Annotated in this window: 12 protein-coding genes, 1 other RNA gene and 1 pseudogene; 6 read left to right on the forward strand and 8 right to left on the reverse strand. The window is 64.9% G+C overall.

Translation table 11 applies throughout. The annotated features are described in order from the left end of the window. Nucleotides 1-248: 248 nt before the first annotated feature. The 3 genes from ACCQ01_RS15690 to ACCQ01_RS15700 form a co-directional block, all read right to left on the reverse strand. Nucleotides 249-1,634 (reverse strand): amino acid permease, encoded by a 1,386-nt coding sequence (locus ACCQ01_RS15690; protein WP_228432046.1) that lies wholly within the window; start codon nt 1,632-1,634, stop codon nt 249-251. A 433-nt stretch (nt 1,635-2,067) separates the two neighbouring features. Then, nucleotides 2,068-3,129, reverse strand: a complete 1,062-nt coding sequence (locus tag ACCQ01_RS15695) for a pectate lyase family protein (protein ID WP_228432044.1) — start codon at nt 3,127-3,129, stop codon at nt 2,068-2,070. A 433-nt stretch (nt 3,130-3,562) separates the two neighbouring features. Next, nucleotides 3,563-3,733: a hypothetical protein gene (locus ACCQ01_RS15700; protein WP_228432043.1), complete on the reverse strand. Its 171-nt coding sequence runs from the start codon at nt 3,731-3,733 to the stop codon at nt 3,563-3,565. Nucleotides 3,734-4,162: 429 nt separating this feature from the next. Between ACCQ01_RS15700 and ACCQ01_RS15705 the strand changes: the two genes are divergently transcribed. Next, nucleotides 4,163-4,237: non-coding RNA, sX9 sRNA (locus ACCQ01_RS15705), on the forward strand. A 97-nt stretch (nt 4,238-4,334) separates the two neighbouring features. Here ACCQ01_RS15705 and ACCQ01_RS15710 read toward each other — a convergent pair. Further along, complete coding sequence (locus tag ACCQ01_RS15710) at nt 4,335-5,276, reverse strand: proline iminopeptidase-family hydrolase (protein ID WP_228418890.1); 942 nt, start codon at nt 5,274-5,276, stop codon at nt 4,335-4,337. A 439-nt stretch (nt 5,277-5,715) separates the two neighbouring features. After that, nucleotides 5,716-6,480, reverse strand: coding sequence for a LuxR family transcriptional regulator (locus ACCQ01_RS15715; protein ID WP_014508487.1), 765 nt, complete (start codon nt 6,478-6,480; stop codon nt 5,716-5,718). 190 nt (nt 6,481-6,670) lie between these two features. Here ACCQ01_RS15715 and ACCQ01_RS15720 point away from each other — a divergent pair, with 190 nt between their 5' ends. Together ACCQ01_RS15720 and ACCQ01_RS15725 are read left to right on the forward strand one after the other, a co-directional pair. After that, nucleotides 6,671-8,050 (forward strand): APC family permease, encoded by a 1,380-nt coding sequence (locus ACCQ01_RS15720; RefSeq protein WP_116891084.1) that lies wholly within the window; start codon nt 6,671-6,673, stop codon nt 8,048-8,050. 491 nt (nt 8,051-8,541) lie between these two features. Further along, a complete protein-coding gene (locus ACCQ01_RS15725; RefSeq protein WP_228432041.1) occupies nt 8,542-9,939 on the forward strand; it encodes a trypsin-like serine peptidase in 1,398 nt (465 codons plus the stop codon). A gap of 178 nt (nt 9,940-10,117) precedes the next feature. Here the strand turns inward: ACCQ01_RS15725 and ACCQ01_RS15730 are convergent, their stop codons facing one another. After that, a complete protein-coding gene (locus ACCQ01_RS15730) occupies nt 10,118-11,149 on the reverse strand; it encodes a chemotaxis protein CheB (RefSeq protein ID WP_228432039.1) in 1,032 nt (343 codons plus the stop codon). A 253-nt stretch (nt 11,150-11,402) separates the two neighbouring features. Between ACCQ01_RS15730 and ACCQ01_RS15735 the strand changes: the two genes are divergently transcribed. Beyond that, nucleotides 11,403-11,663 carry a hypothetical protein gene (locus tag ACCQ01_RS15735; RefSeq protein ID WP_012437769.1) on the forward strand — a complete coding sequence of 87 codons (261 nt, stop codon included), beginning with the start codon at nt 11,403-11,405 and terminating at the stop codon, nt 11,661-11,663. A gap of 200 nt (nt 11,664-11,863) precedes the next feature. Here the strand turns inward: ACCQ01_RS15735 and ACCQ01_RS15740 are convergent. After that, nucleotides 11,864-12,073, reverse strand: a pseudogene (locus ACCQ01_RS15740) (KGG domain-containing protein); the annotation flags it as partial. Nucleotides 12,074-12,326: 253 nt separating this feature from the next. On the opposite strand from ACCQ01_RS15740, the gene ACCQ01_RS15745 reads away from it, so the two are divergent. Together ACCQ01_RS15745 and ACCQ01_RS15750 are read left to right on the forward strand one after the other, a co-directional pair. Then, complete coding sequence (locus ACCQ01_RS15745) at nt 12,327-12,731, forward strand: hypothetical protein (RefSeq protein WP_372358813.1); 405 nt, start codon at nt 12,327-12,329, stop codon at nt 12,729-12,731. A gap of 242 nt (nt 12,732-12,973) precedes the next feature. Continuing rightward, entirely contained in the window at nt 12,974-14,380 is a 1,407-nt protein-coding gene (locus tag ACCQ01_RS15750) for a hypothetical protein (protein ID WP_228432037.1), read from the forward strand. Between the two features lie 75 nt (nt 14,381-14,455). Here ACCQ01_RS15750 and ACCQ01_RS15755 read toward each other — a convergent pair whose 3' ends face one another. Beyond that, nucleotides 14,456-15,952, reverse strand: a complete 1,497-nt coding sequence (locus ACCQ01_RS15755) for a tryptophan halogenase family protein (protein ID WP_228432036.1) — start codon at nt 15,950-15,952, stop codon at nt 14,456-14,458. Nucleotides 15,953-15,976 lie beyond the last annotated feature (24 nt).

Below are 15,976 nucleotides of genomic sequence, written 5' to 3' on the forward strand. Positions count from 1 at the left end.
ACGCGTGCGCCCGTTCCCGATGCGACACGGCGTCGCACTGCGTCAACGTGTCGCGTCGCAATTGCGTTGAATCAAGGCATCCGGCTGCGTTGCAGCGCCGTACCGGGCGACTGCGAACGCGCGGCATCGCGCTATCGCGCAGGTAGCACGCGTCTGCCATCGGCTGCCAACACACACGGCCACGTGAGCGCCGTTCGCCACGCTGCTGCTAGCGGCGCACGTGGGCGCCGCCTGTCAGCCAATACGGTTTAGCGCTTGCGCATCCGCCGCGCCAGCTCGCTCACCAGCGCGATGCCGGCGGTGAGCCCCACCATCGACAGGAACTGCGCGCGGGTGTCGGCCGAAAATGCCAGCAGCACGAAGATCACCGCCAGGATCGCCAACGCCAGCAGCGTCAGCACCGGGTAGCCACGCATGCGGAACGGCAAGGCGATGCCGGCGCGGTCGGCGCGTGCACGCAGGATCAACTGCGACAGCAACGAGATCGTCCACACCAGCAAACAGGTGGCACCGACGATATTCAGCAGCATCGGCAGCACCTTGCCGGGATACAGCAACTCCAGCACCGCGGCGGCAAAACCGAACAACACGCTGGCGATCACCGCCACCAGCGGCACCTGCTGGCGGCTGGTGTTGCCCAGCCAACGCGGCGCTTCACCGCGCTGGGCCAGCGAAAAGATCATGCGCGAGGCACCGTAGAGATTGGCATTGAGCGCCGACAACAACGCCACCACCGCCACCAGCGTGATGCCGGTTGCCGCACCAGGAATGCGCGCCACTTCCAGCACTGCGGCAAACGGTGAACTCAGTGCATCACTGGTCCACGGCACCACCGCGACGATGACGCTGATCGAGCCGATATAGAACACCAGGATGCGCCAGGCCACCGTGCGGATGGTGCGCGCCAGGCTGCGTCCGGGGTCGGCGGTTTCCGCTGCCGCCACCGCCACGATCTCGGTACCGCCGAAGGCGAACACCACCACCAGCAGTGCGGTGCCGATGCCGGCCAGGCCGTTGGGCGCGAACCCGCCGTGCTGGGTGAAATTGGAGAGCCCCGGCGATGCCACGCCCGGCAGCAACCCGGCCAGCAGCGCACCGCCAATCATCAGGAAGATCAGGATCGCCACCACCTTGAGGATGGCGAACCAGAATTCGAACTCACCGAAATTGCGCACGCCCAGCAGGTTGATCACGGTGAAGGTGGCCATGAACACCGACGCCAGCATCGGCACCGGCAAGGCCGGCCACACCGTGGCCAGCAGACTTGCCGCGCCCACCGCTTCGGCGGCGATCACCACCACGATCTGCAGCCACCATAACCAGCCGACGGTTGCGCCGGCGGTCGGCCCCATGGCATCGGCCGCGTAGACCGAAAACGCGCCGCTGGCCGGCTTGGCCGCGGCCATTTCACCGAGCGCGTTCATCACGATGATCACCAGCGCGCCGGCGATCAGATAGGACACCAGCACGGCCGGGCCAGCCGCGTGGATGCCGACCCCCGAGCCCAGGAACAGGCCTGCGCCGATCGCCGTACCCAGGCCCATCATCATCAATTGCCGGGGTTTGAGCGCATGACGCAGCGCAGGCGCAGCGGACGAAGCAGTCTCAGCAACAGGATCGGTCGGAAGCGGCATGGACAGGATCGACGATGACGGGAACGCGACACGATACCGCGTCGCGCGCTCCGCCGCGCCTCTTGACGGCGTCACCGCCAGGGCACTCCGGTCGCCAGCCCTGTCGCGGCGTGCGCGGTGCCACGGCGGCCACGCACGTGCAGGCCCCGCGTACCCGTGCGCTCCGTGCTGCAGCCGTGCGGACATCGCCACGGGCACGCATGGCACGCTGAAGCACGCACCTGGCAGGCGGCGACGGAACAGGCCGCACGCCATGCGGTGAGCACCGCGTCGTCCTCGCCCCCCCCCTCGCCCACGCCGCATCGCCCCCCGTTAGCGCCTCGCAGGCCCAGCGATGCCTGTGGGTGCAATAGGCCAATCGCTCGGCAAACGCTTGCAAAAAGAAACCCCGACCAAGGCCGGGGTTTCAGTCACACAGGGTGGCGCCGCGCCCTTATTCGGCCAGGTTCTTGCCCGCCCCTGCGGTGGCGATCACCTTGGCCTTGACCTGCGCGGCCGGTGTGACCGTGTAGATGTAGCCCAGCGATTCGGGGAACACCTTGGTGCTGATCCAGTTGGTGGCATTGGCGTAGGGCTTGCTGCCGTCGGGCGTGCCCCAGGTGATGCCGCTGCCGACGTAGTTGTTGATCAGGTCCCAGTAGCCGATCTCGCTGCTGTCGCGCGAGGTCACCGGGTTCTTGATGTTCTCGAAGTAATTGGACTCGATCTTGGCAATGCCGCCCATGCGTACATTGATGCCGGAGGTGGTGACGTTGTTGAAGTAGTTGTTGTAGATGTGGCTCAAGCCACGGCGCTGCAGCGGCACGCGCGATTCCACGTTCTCGAAGCGGTTGTGGTGGTAGGTGGTACGCGCGGCCGAGTTCTTGGTGTCGCTGTCGCTGTAACCGTTCAACGCCACCTTCTGGTAGTTGTAAACGTAGTTGTAGGACACGGTGACATGGTGCACGCCCTTCTTCATGTCGATGCCGCCATCGAAGGAGGCATCACCGGCGCCGGAGCACTTGGTGAGCGAGGCGAACACCGTGTTGTGGTCGACCCAGATCTTGGACGGCTCGCCACTGGAGTTGCCTTCCAGCGAAATCGAATCGGCATCTTCGCCGCCTTGCAACAGACCGATGGTCATGTTCTGGATGATCACGTTGTGCGCATTGCCCACCACGCGAATACCGAAGTTGGCAGCCGAGCCGTTGGCACCCTTGATGGTGACATCGCTCTTGTTCTTGATCTGCACGGTCTTGGCGGGCAGCTTCCACTGCGCGCACACATCCTTGATGGTGCCGAAGTCGAACTTGCCGGTGTAGTTCAGCACCAGGCCGCCGCTGCCGGAGTAGCTATCGATGGCCGACTGCATCGCCTCGAACGTGGCCACATTCACCGGAACCTTGTTGCCGCCGCCGGTGGTGGCGGCACCGTAGCCGACCGGACCTGCGATCACGCTCGCAGCGCAAGCAGACAGTGCAAGCGCGAGTGCGCCCTGAAGCGTTTTGCTAATCATGCAGCCTCTCCCAATGAATTTCGAAAACGCTGCATGGCGTCAGCGAGTGCATGACGACGGCAACGCGGTGCGTGGGGGCGTGCATTCTTCGCGCGTCTTGAAACAGAAAACAATTATCCAGTTGTGGAAATTTGACAGACCGCGACATTCGCGCAGAGAGACACGCAAAAAGAGACAGCAATGGACAGCGGAGACAGGACACCGTGCCACTGCGCTGCAACATGTCTTGTGCGTGTGATTGCTGCATGCTGCGATGGCATGCCGTTGCGCATGCACGAGTGCGTGATGCAGCGCGCTGCGCGGCAATGCAGTGAAACGAACGACACTCAACGCGACGCGTCACGGCCGCGTTTGATCACCACGCAGCCACAGGGTGCTGATGATCAGCGGATCAGTTTGGTGGGAATTTCAGGCCTAATGCGCGGCTGCCGCATCAATCGCGCGCGTGCATCGCCGCCAGGGGATCTATCGTGTTTGCAAGCTCTTCCAAACCGATCATCGATACAGGTTGCAGATGCGCGCCTGCAGCAGCGCGATCGCGCAGAGTCTTACGGATGGCGCATGGGTCAATGCTGCGCACGCGATGATCGGCTGAATTGGCCAAGCGAAAGCACCTACGGCTGAGCATGCGCGAGTGGCGCAATCGCGCGCATCGGATGGTGCTATCGAGCGCGGCGGCAAATGCTGCGCACAGTTATGGGGGATGCAGTGCAACACGGTGCGCAGCACTACCAGACAAGGCCTCAGCACGATGCTGTACGCATGCTCGGCACTACGGTGTGGGCTTGGCCGGCCGGACCGGCGGCGGCGATCAAGACGGGTCGAGGGCGCGCATGGCTCGATGCCGCAACGTGCAGGGAGGAACCAAGGCAGACCTGCGCATCATTCCCGTCTCGTGTGCGTGGCCATGAACACGCTGCCACGCGCGCGCAAGACGCTTGTGTGGCTCGGCACCTGATGGCGTCTGGCTACGAGCGGCTATCAAAACGGCTGCGCAGCCGCCAGGCGAGCGGGGCCGGTGTTCGAAATCGGCATGTACCCCCACACACTCCGGTTCCTCCGCGCCGTCCGCACTCAACTGACGACTGCTCGCTACGTTTTGTGAGCCGCTCTAAGTGCTCAAACGCGCCAGTCTGCGGAACCGCGCGGTCGTCGGCATGTCTACCAAGGCCAGCAAGCCGCAGCCCTGCCGCGTTACACCCTGCTCAGACGGCGCGATTGGCCAGCGCCGAGGTGCGGGTCAGTTGCCCGCCTGGCCACGGGCTGTGGTCGTCGAGGAAGTTGCCGACCAGGCGCATGCAGGCCTCGCGCTCTTCCACATGCGGCATGTGGCTGGAGTTGGGGAAGACATGCCAGCGCGCATCCGGAATCAACCGTGCGTAAGGCTCCACGGTTTCCGGCGTGGCTTCATCGTATTTGCCGGACAGCACCAGCGTCGGCGCGGTGATGCGGTGCAAGCGTTCGATGATGCTCCAGTTGCGCAGGCTGCCCACCACATGGAATTCGGTCGGGCCGTTCATCGCGTGGTAGACGGTGGGATCGGCATCGATCGCGGCAAAGGTGCGCGCCACCTCCGCAGGCCACGGCAGCACCCGGCACACGTGCTGCGCGTAGAACGCCTGCGTGGCAGCGCGGTAGGCGGGCGAATCCAGGCTGCCGGCGGCTTCATGTTCGTCCAGCGCGGCCTGTACCGGTTCGGGCAGGCGCGCGCGCAGGCGCAGCGCGGCGGCCCGCCACAAGCCCATCGACGCCGGCGAGTTGGCGATGACCAGTGCGCGCAGTCCTGCAGGGCGGCGCACCGCGTGTTCGGCGGCCAGCATGCCGCCCCACGACTGGCCCAGCAGCGCGTACTGGGCCAGTCCGAGATGGCTGATCAGCGCGTGCAGCTCATCCAGGAACAGTCCGACCGTCCAGAAGCTGGGGTCGGCATTGGGCAGATGGGTGGAATGCCCGTTGCCCAATTGGTCGTAGTGAATGACCGCGCGGCCGCTGCCGGCCAGATCGGTAAAGCTGTCGACGTAGTCGTGGGTGCAGCCCGGACCGCCATGCAGCACGATCAGCGGGCACGCATCGCTATGCAGGTCGCCGGTGATGCGGTACCAGGTGCGATAGCCGCGAAATTCGACGAAACCCTCGGTGCACTGCATGACCTGCGCCCACTTACGGCAATGAGAGCGGCGAGCCTACCCAGCGCAGCGGGCCGGGATAACTGGCAAATTTGCCAGGTTAGCCATGCATATAGAGGCATAACAGATCCGCGGATGCCGTCTACGCTGCGAATGCCCGCGCCCTTGGTGCCTGGGCTAAACAGCTTGATGCGTGCTTGGCCAGTTGCGCTGATTGCCTGCGCCAATCGTGGACACCACGACTCGTTCAATCTGACGATGGAGACCGCATGTCGTCAGCGTCCACGTTAAGTGCGATGACACCGGTCGGCAATTGCGAAACGCGCGAATTGCGACACCGTCGTGTGTGCGATGTGCGCTGAGGCCGGCATGCGAACACCGGCCTGCCAACGCTCCGCGAACATGAACAACCACGCTTGCGCCAACGACGCGGCCGACAAACCCGATCAACTGAGTCTTCCTACAACTCCAGCAACCGGTAGTGCATGCCGCGCACCACCGCTTCCACGCGATTGCGTGCGCCTAGTTTGCGGGCCGCCGAATTCAGATGCAGGTTCACGGTGGCCGTGGAGCGGTTGAGCGTGGCGGCAATGCTCTTGGCAGTCATGCCCTTGGCCGAGTACTGCAGGCATTCGCGCTCGCGGCGGGTCAAGGCGATGTGGTGGCAGCGGCGCTCCTGCGGATCGAGCAGCTCCTGCGCGCGTGCCTGAAAGGCGTGCGCCAGCAGCAGGAATGGCGGCAGCTGGGCTTCGGCCAGGCGTGGGGCCTCGGCCTGGGTGGCATTGACCGCCGCGCTGAAGGTCGCAAACGCGCCGCCGGGCAGGTGCAGTGGCACGGTGACACCGGTGCCCATATCGCTGTCGCACAAGTAGCGGGTGACCTGCCGGTGCTGGTCGCCCACGTATTCCACGCCCTCGGTGCGGCCTTCGGTGCGATACGACCACACGAACGGCGTGGTGCGGCGGGTGGCGCGCTGCTGCACCGGGTCGTTCTGGTAATAGCCGTGTTCGCACCAGACGTTGTGCATGTCGTCGGGCGCATTGCGCTGCAGGAACACCGAGGGGGTGATCAACGCGCCCTCCATGCTCAGCGGTACCGGCGCGTAGTCGTACACCAGCGACTGGAATCCCAGCGCGCAGACATCGCGAAACACCCGGTCCAGGCAGGCATTGAGCGTCTCGCGGGCCTGGAGATCACGGCCCAGGCTGGCCAATGTGTCAAACATGGTGCATGTCCTTCGGTGCCGGCGACTGCCACTGGATGACATCCAGCATGGAAAACCTAGCATTTTTACCAATGGATGGGCTCGCCGGGCGCTTTATGTTCACAATGCCGGGCAACACCCGCCCCCACGGCACTGGACGCGCGCCAGCGCCGCCAGGCATCGCCCGGCCCTCCCCTCAGCGGATATCTGCATGACCGACACCCCAGGCCGCAGCGACGCGGCCACGCTGGAACGCTTCGGCTACGCCCAGGAACTCAAGCGGCAGCTCAGCCTGAAGGACCTGCTGATCTATGGCCTGGTGTTCATGGTGCCGACCGCGCCGTTCTCGATCTTCGGTGGGGTGTTCGACATCAGCGCGGGAATGGTGCCGCTGACCTATCTGGTGGGCTTCGTGGCGATGCTGTTCACTGCCCTCAGCTATCAGCAGATGTCGCAGGCGTTTCCGGTAGCTGGTTCGGTGTATGCGTATGTGGGGCGCGGTTTGAGCGGCGGCATGGGATTTCTGGCCGGCTGGGCCATCCTGCTGGACTATCTACTGGTACCCACCCTGCTCTACGTTGTAGGCGCCAACGCCATGCACAACGTGCTGCCACAGGTGCCGCAGCCCGCGTGGATCGCCTTCTTCGTGGTGCTCAACACGCTGGTCAATCTGCGCGGCATCGAGACCACTGCGCGTGCCAACCGCTTCTTCCTGTATGCGCAGCTCATCGTGCTGGCGCTGTTCGTGGTGCTGGCCACACTGGCCATCCAGCGCGGCGTCAACGGCGCACAGTGGACCCTGCGCCCGTTCTACAACCCGCAGGCGTTTTCGCCGCAGTTGATTTTCAGTGCGCTGTCGGTGGCGGTGGTGTCGTTCCTGGGCTTCGATGCGATCTCCACGCTGTCGGAAGAGACCCGCGGCGGCAACCGGGTGGTCGGACGCGCGACGCTGTTGGCGTTGGTGCTGGTGGCCGGCCTGTTCGTGCTGCAGACCTGGCTGGCGGCGTTGCTGCAGCCGCACTTGCAGCGTTACCCCAACGCGCAAGCGTCCAACGATGCGTTCTTCGAGATCGGGCGGCTGATTGCCGGGCCGTGGATGCAGATTGTGATTGCGCTGACGGTGGCCATCAGTGCGGCGATCGCCAATTCGTTGGTGGCGCAGGCGGCGACCTCGCGGCTGCTGTTCGCAATGGCACGCGACCGCCAATTGCCCGCGTTCCTGCGCTATATCCATCCGCGCACTGGCGTGCCGCAGCGGGCGATCCTGCTGGTGGCGGCCCTGAGCATGGTGCTGGGGGAAGTGTTCGTCGGGCAGATCGCGTTGCTGTCCTCGCTATGCAATGTGGGCGCACTTACGGCCTTCGTGCTGCTGCATGTTGCGGTGCTTTGGCACTTTCGCGCGCATGGCCGCAAGGTACTGCACGGGCTGGTGCCAGTGATCGGCATCGTGATCCTGGCCTATGTGCTGATCAATGCCGACCTGCATGCGCAGCTGGGCGGCAGCGCCTGGATGGTGGTTGGACTGGCCGTACTGGCCTTCCTCAAGTTCAGCGGACGCTCGACCGAATTCCGCGCTACTGACGCGTTGTAACGTCAATGCTGCGCGCGTATGCGCGTGCAATAGCTACACGCGGTGAGCGCACGTCCACAAGCTGCCGCGCCATCTTCGACGTTGAATGCAGCGCATGGACTTCGCCATGCGTCTCCATGCGGATGCTGCACGCAATGCGTACAGATGATGCCATGCGCGCTGCTCAGTGCTGCGCGCGCCACCGCCTGCAGATGCCGCTACACCGTCGTGCAGCATGGCGCTACTCAATGTTGCGTCGCGCAATTGCATGCGTTCGCGTGTCGCGCTGCACTCAAGCATTCAACCGAGCACCGGTAAGGACTGCCGTTTGAAGCGGCAATCATCGATACAACGCGCCAGATCGCACATTTTCGTGAAAGTCACTTCATGAAAGAGATTTTCAGCACATCTTCAGTGTTGAACTTTCGCTAGTCTCGTGACGCGCCATCGATGGCGCACGCGGACCACGGCCCCCGCCGTTGCCCAGCGTTCCCTGACGAGAAGGACTATCCATGAATCGCAAGAATGCGTTGTATCTCGCGTTGTTCTCCGCACTTTCCGGCACGGCGCTGGCAGCGCCGCCGACCGAAATGGACGCTGCGCCGGTGACCACGGCGCCGCAAGCTGCCAAGTTGGGCGCCGCACAGCTGCAGTCCGCCAGCCTGCGTGGTGGCGTGCTGCCAACCCGTGTTGCGCAATTGGCTGCACCCGGCAGCAGCGAACTGGCGCGCGTGCGCGAGCGTCGTATTGCGCAGGTCAAGCACGGGCTGCCATTGCAGATCGGTTTCTCGCGCGCGGTGACGCAACCACTGGTCAACCTGTCCAAGCTGGATTGGCAGATGACCAGCGATGGCGGCCGCGTGGCAACGCTGACGCTCAGCTCTGCGCAGGCCGCTGCATTGCGCGCCTCGCTGGTGCTGCGGGGGGCCGGCGCAACGCCGGGTGATCCGTCCAAGGTGACGCTGCGCTTTGCCGGCGACGATGGCGGCGTGTTCGAGCAATCCGGTACCAGCTTCAGCACTAGTGGCAGTGACATCGGCTGGTCGCCGACGGTCAACGGCGACACCTTGCTGGTCGAGCTGTCGCTGCCGGCTGGGCAATACCCGCAGAACTTCAGCCTGTCGGTGCCGCAGTTGTCGCACCTGGACATCAGCCCCACCGCCAGCCCGCGCGACATGATGACCATTGCCATTGGCGAGAGCGATTCCTGCCAGAACGACGTCGTCTGCCGCGCCAACCCCACCGCCGGTTTCACCAGTGCGTCCAAGGCCGTGGCGCGCATGGTGTTCACCACCAGCCAGGGCTCGTTCCTGTGCACGGGCACCTTGCTCAACAACACCAACACGCCCAAGCGCAATCTGTTCTGGACCGCCGCACACTGCATCAGCACGCAGACGGTGGCCAATTCGCTGCAGACCTATTGGTTCTACGATGCGGCCAGCTGCAACGGCAATACCGTCAGTGCGCAGGCCACCACGTTGACCGGCGGTGCGTTCCTGCGCCACGCCAACACCACGCGTGACACCGCTTTGCTGGAGCTCAAGACCGAACCGCCCAGCGGCGCGTTCTACGCGGCGTGGAATAGCGCGGCCATCGGGGCCACCGGCACGTCGATCGTCGGCATCCATCACCCCTCTGGCGACGTGAAGAAGTACTCGCTGGGCTCGGTCACCGGGCTGAACACCTCCATCGATGGCAAGACCCCGCTCTACCGCGTGGTCTGGAACGATGGTGTAACCGAGGGCGGCTCGTCGGGCTCGGCCTTGTTCACCGTCGCCAGTGGTGGCGCCTACCAGCTGCGGGGCGGCCTGTATGGTGGGTATTCGTACTGCACCGCGCAGAGCGACCCGGATTATTACTCGCGGTTCTCGGATGTGTATTCCACCATCTCCAGCTTCCTGGGCCCGTAAGACCTGATGGAGGGTCGAGCGACTGTGTAGCAGTGCTGCGTGCGCGATCCTTGTGGTCGCGCACGCGTTTATCTGAAGCGTGCACCTTTGCGTGGCTCAGTGTCTTGCCAAGCAATGCACAAGTGGTTGTTAGGCACGTCGTGCAACGCGACAGCCAGCTGTTACCGCTCATGCGGGCTCACTCTGAGGGTTCCACCGCCGCAGCGAGCGGCGATTTGCGCAGCAACGCCTTGCGCAAGGTGTCCGCATAGCCGCGGTATTCGTCCGCGCGATGGCGGTACATCGCTGCGGTATTCGGTTGCGCACGGGTGTTGGAATCGGCCATCCGCGCCACCAAGGTGGCCCGCTCGTCGATGATGCGCAAGGCAATGCGCAGCGCCTCGTCCACCGAACCTTCTGTAGCCGACAACAGACTCTCGCCTGTGTAAGCATGCCCGACCTGGCAGCGGAACCGCAGCACAGAACTCTCCGATATTTGCGACAGGACGCCGCCACAGGCCGGGCAACTCATCGCAACCGGCGTGGCGATCCGCGCGGTGTCGTCGGTCGTGGTCAATGCACCGCGTGCGATCGCCACTTCCAGACGCAAGGCATCGGTGATCACCCGCGCCGGCCCTGCCGCTGTCTGCGCCAGTTCCGCAATCAGGCCGCCCAACTCGGCGCTGCTGCGAACGGCATCGGCGGGCACGCGCTGCAGTGCACTCAGTGGCATGTCGCTGGCCACCGCCTCGCCAGGATCCTGCACCAGCACCGTGCCCCCGCAGGCGTGAATCGCGTCAAGACCCGCGGTGCCATCGTTGAGCATTCCCGACAGCAGGACGCCCACCGTTCTGGGCCCGAAGGCCACCGCTGCCGAGCGGAACAAGGCGTCGATCGACGGCCGTGACATGTTTTCGCGCGGGCCGGTGCCCAGCACGATTCGCCCGTCGGCCACCATCAGGTGACGGTCGGCCACCGCGACATAGAGCGTGTGCGGTTCGATGCGCATGCCATCGGCGGCCTCGACCACGGTAATGCCGTTGGCACCCGCACTGACCGTGCGCATGATGCCGTGACCACGCGCCGACATGTGCAGCACCACCAGGATGGCGGCAGGCGTCTGCGCTGGCAGCGCACCCAACAAGCGCCGCAACGCCTCGCCGGCCCCAGCCGATCCACCGATCACGATGACATCGCGGTGCTGCTGGGGGTGCAGGTCGTTGTCGACCATGGGCGACTCCAGTGATGTGCCGGTTTCACCATCGCGTGGGCCGTGTTGGCGCAGCGCGTAGAGCCATGTAAACGGCGACGAAAGAAGACGGTCTCTTCGCATCGGTGAAGCGGGCGCGGGCAGCGACCTCATGCAGCACGGTGCACACACTTGGCATCTGAATGCGTGATGGCACGCCTGCAGGCGCCCTTCGGTATCGGCGCCGATTCGCGGTGGTGCTAGGCTCAGCGCTCCATTCCGCGCGAGAGCCGGCATGACGGACACAACGGGATGCCGCGACCTGGCACACGCGCTTGCCGAGCTCTGGCGTTTGAGCGAGCTGCATCGTGCAAACGAAAGCGCCTTCTGGGACGGCTTCGCCGCCTTGATCAGCACACTGGAGATCAGCGGCATGACCGCGCGCGAAGTACGTACTGCGCTTTGCAGCGAAATCATGGCATTACGCACGCTTGGCACGCGCACCTATCGCCCTGGCATGCTGCGTTACGCGGTACCGGTCATCGTGCAGCGCTGAAGCGCGTTGCGATTCGTCACTGAGGGGTAATGCGGTCTGCGGCGGCTGCCGAAGCAGCCATCACCCCAGAACATCCCGCTTTCTTTTCTGCATGGTTGCGCTGCCGAGACAGCGCTCCTAACCGATCGGCGGCACGGGGTAGCCCCACCCGTGCCGCCGCCAGCAGTGCCGACTCAGCGGTTGCCGCCGCCGCTATTCTCGCCACCCTTGCGGCCGATGTCGGCCATGTGTTCGCGGTCCTGGCTCACCGACTCACCGCCCTTGCGGCCGGCTTCCCTGGCTTCTTCGGAGTCGAACTCATGTGCATTGCCGCTGGCGTGTGCGGCCTTGCCGCCCTTGCTCGCAATCTCGCGCTGCTTGTCTTCGTCCATCGATGCGAAACCACGGTTGCTGGTGTTTTGATCAGCCATTGGTGTACTCCTCAACTGTGTGGAACACGGCAGAAATACCGTAGGCGTAGTGTTGATCCGGGCCGATTAAACCCACGTCCAGCCGATGCCACGAGCACGTGGACGAGGCTGCCGCGCACGGGCGGCACCATCGCGGCGCGCTAACGTGGTCTTGTGTTTCGGCATGGCCTGCCACGTGCGTGCAACGGCCTGCGCACTCCACGTGTGTGTGCCGATCATGCACACTGTTGGCCCCGCTCAGCCAAGGACGCGTATGCGCCACTCTTTCCGTTTCTCTGCCGTTGCCACGCTGGTGCTGGTCTTGGGCGCAACCGTTGCGCCGGCCATGGCCGCAGCCAAGCCCGCCAACAGCGAGGACGTCAAGGCCTATGCCCTGCAGCTGTGCCTGGATGCCAATTACCAACGCGCAGGCAAATATGCCGAAGACCAGTTGCGCGACCGCTCGTTCCTGACCACCACTTACGCGCTCGACAACGCACGGGCCGGGGCCACTGCGCGCTTGCACGAGTTCGTCGCAAAACAGACGGCCGACTTCCATCGCGCCGAGGTGCCGATGAAGGACGAGCAGCGCCTGGGGCCGTACAACCGGATCTTTGCGCAGTGCATGGCCTTCTATCGGTCGCCGCCACTGAGCGAGTTTGTGCAACGCCTGCGTTGAGCATGCCGAGTAGACGCGACTGCGACAGCCTTGATCGGTGTTGCACCACCTGCCACTCGTTCGATGCAGCTCTGTCAAGCGATCGTGGTTCCCGCACGTTCAAATGCACTGCGTGCGCGTTGAACACGCGCGTCGGCAGCAACTGCAGGCGTGCTTTTCGCCATGCCTTTCGGGCAGCAGCCGCGTGGTAAGGACACTCCAATACCTGCTCATCTAACTTTATTCTGGCCACGCCACCGATGATGTTCCTGCTGCACGTTGTCCTGCTCATCGCAAGCCTGGTGATTGCGCCGTTACTGAGCCTGCTCGCTGTCCAGTCCGTAGGCGTCCTGTTGATGAAGGACTACCGGGCCGGGCGCGGTGTCACCGTTGCGATCGCCGACCGCTCCACCCGCCAGCGGTTACGCCGCCAGACCAAACGCACCCCTGCCCGGCGACGGGCACGGCAGGCGGTGCAGCACGCACGACGCACCCGAGCACTGGCAGCGTTACGCAATGCGCAGCGGATTGCGCCGCCGTTCTGGGTGGTGATCAGCCTGTGTGCGGCCGGTGCGACCGCGGTGTGGGTCGTCCTGGTGTTTCCTGACCCGGCGCAGCTGCGCCTGCGGGTGGACCAGCTGCTCACGTATCCGGCCACGCGGGTGCAGATCCGCCTGCGCGAGGACACCGCCGCATCGCGCCAGGCCATGCTGGAGACCTTCACCCCGTTCCTGCAGGCTGGCGCGCGACGCATCCGCTACCGCAGCGGTGGGAGCCGCGGCGGGAGCGGCCATACCGATACCGCCGATGTGCCGAGTTATTACCGTTTCGTCGACGGCCGCTTCGAGATGGTCGCCGGCGGAGAGATCTCTTCGCAGCGCCTGAGCATGGTGTCGCAGGGTCTGCAGGCTTTGGCTCGCTACCCGCGCCTGCAGGACATTCCTGCGCGCGTACCCGCACAGTTGCGGCTGCCCGGTGCGACGCTCCCGGCCAGCTTGTTGCTGCACAGCACCGTGCTGGTGCACACATCACCCGCCGCTCTGCTGGGCGCGACAACGGAGATACGCGAGGGCTGCCATCTTGCTGTGCAGGCGCGCGTCCCGTTGCAGTCGCTTGATCAGCTGCGTGCGGCGGGCGTTGTGCCGGCACGTCCCGTCCCGGGTGCGTCGCTGCATGTCGCGGCACCGGAGCTATTCACGCACGGCGGCGATTACGCCGTGACCGGCATCGTGGTGCGCGAGCGGCCTATCGGCACCGACACCACCGCAACGGAACTGCGGGTGCGCCTACAGCTGCTGCCACCCGGCTTCACCGAAGGGGTCAGCGACTGCGCGCCGGCGCTTCCCAGGCTCACCGAGCCCGCCCTGCTGGCGGCATCGATGCTGACCACCTTCCCGCGCTTGCAGGCAACCGTGGCGCAGGCGCAGGTGAGGCGGTCTGCCCGCTTCTCGCCCTGGTATGGCCGTGGATGGATTGAAGTACCGCCGCACCTGTACCCGGATGCCGAGGCAAGTGCATGCGTGTATGAGCAGGACCGCGTCATGGACGCACGCCTGGCGACCGTCCACGCCGCATGCCAGACAGCCGCTGCCCACGCCCAGACCTGCGCCACCATCGGTGCGCAGTTGGCCGCTGCACGCGATGACCTGCGACGCTGCCTCAGCGAATAACCGAGACAGCGACAGCGGCGCTGGCTGGCCGCTCCGCTGCGTGACGGCTTTACAGCGTAACGATCCTGCTGTGCGTCAGCCCCAGGTGCTTTGATCCACCTTGCAGTAGCTGTCGATAAACGCCTGCTGGGTCGGCAGCTGTGTCACCACGTGCTGCAGTGGCTGGCGGATGCCATCCAGCAACTGCTGCAGATGCTGGTCGGGCAAGGCGCGCGTCAACGGATGATGTTGCGCGGGCGCAATGCCCTGGCCGAGCAGCACATGCGTCCAGGAATCGACACGGAACAGTTCGTCGCCATCCTGCCAGGCGTGCGCGCCCTCGCGCCATGCACGCAGGCGCAGCTGCAGCGATTCCGGCAGTTCCATCGCGCGGCATTGCCGCCACAGCGCCTCTTCACGCTGGGTGGCGTGATAATGCAGGATCACGAAATCGCGCACGTGCTCGGCCTCGGCCCGGCTGATGCGGTTGAACAGGTCCACCTGCGGTTGCGCGATGCCATCGGCGGGGAACAGCGTGATCAGGCGCATCACCGCCACGATCGCCAGATGGATGCTGGTGGATTCCAGTGGCTCCACGAAACCGCTCGCCAGGCCCAGCGCCACCACATTCTTGTTCCAGGTCTGCAGCCGGCGGCCGGTGACGAACGGCACCAACATCGGGTCGCGGCGTGGCGTGCCTTGCACCGCTGCCAACAGCATGGTGCTCGCTTCATCGTCGGAGAGGTGCGGCCGTGCGTAGACCAGCCCGTTGCCCACGCGATGCTGCAGCGGAATCTGCCAGCGCCAGCCGGCCGCATGCGCAATCGCGCGTGTATACGGCACCGGCGGCTCCACCGATTCGGTCTGCACCGCAACTGCACGGTCGCAGGGCAGCCAATGGCTCCAGTCTTCATAGCCGGTGTGCAGGGTCTGCTCGATCAGCAGCCCGCGAAAACCGGTGCAGTCGATGAACAGGTCGCCCTCGACCACCTGCCCGTCTTCCAGCACCAGCGCCTCGACGAAGCCACTGTCGGCATGCTGGCGCACCTGCTGGATCTTGCCCTCGATGCGGGTGGCACCATGGCGCTGCGCGTGGGTGCGCAGGAAGCGCGCGTACAGGCCGGCATCCAGATGGTAGGCATAGTTCACCGCGGGCTGCTGCAGCACCGCGAAGCGGTCCGCACGCGCGGCCTGCGCTTCTAGGCAGTATTCGTCGAAGCCGCTGTGCATGCCACGCCGCTGCGCCTCCAGCCAGAAGTGATGGAACGCGCACACCAGCGTGCCCTGCCCGGTACTGCCAAACGGGTGGATGTAGCGATCACCCTGGCCTTGCCAGTCCTCAAAAGAGATGGCCAGCTTGAAGGTGCCGGCCACCGCACGCAGGAATTGCTGCTCGTCGATCTGCAGGAAACGATGAAACGCGCGGATCGGCGGCACGGTGGATTCGCCCACGCCAATCGTGCCGATCTGCTCTGACTCCACCAGCACGATCTCCAGCAGCCCGCGAAACTGATGCGCCAGCGCGGCGGCGGCAACCCACCCGGCGGTGCCACCGCCGGCAATGACAACCTTGCGAATGCGTGCCTGCGTCACTGCGCGTTCCTCGAAGAAGGGTGA

It is taken from the genome of Xanthomonas sp. NCPPB 4037 (assembly GCF_041475695.2).
Classification (GTDB): Bacteria; Pseudomonadota; Gammaproteobacteria; order Xanthomonadales; family Xanthomonadaceae; genus Xanthomonas; species Xanthomonas campestris.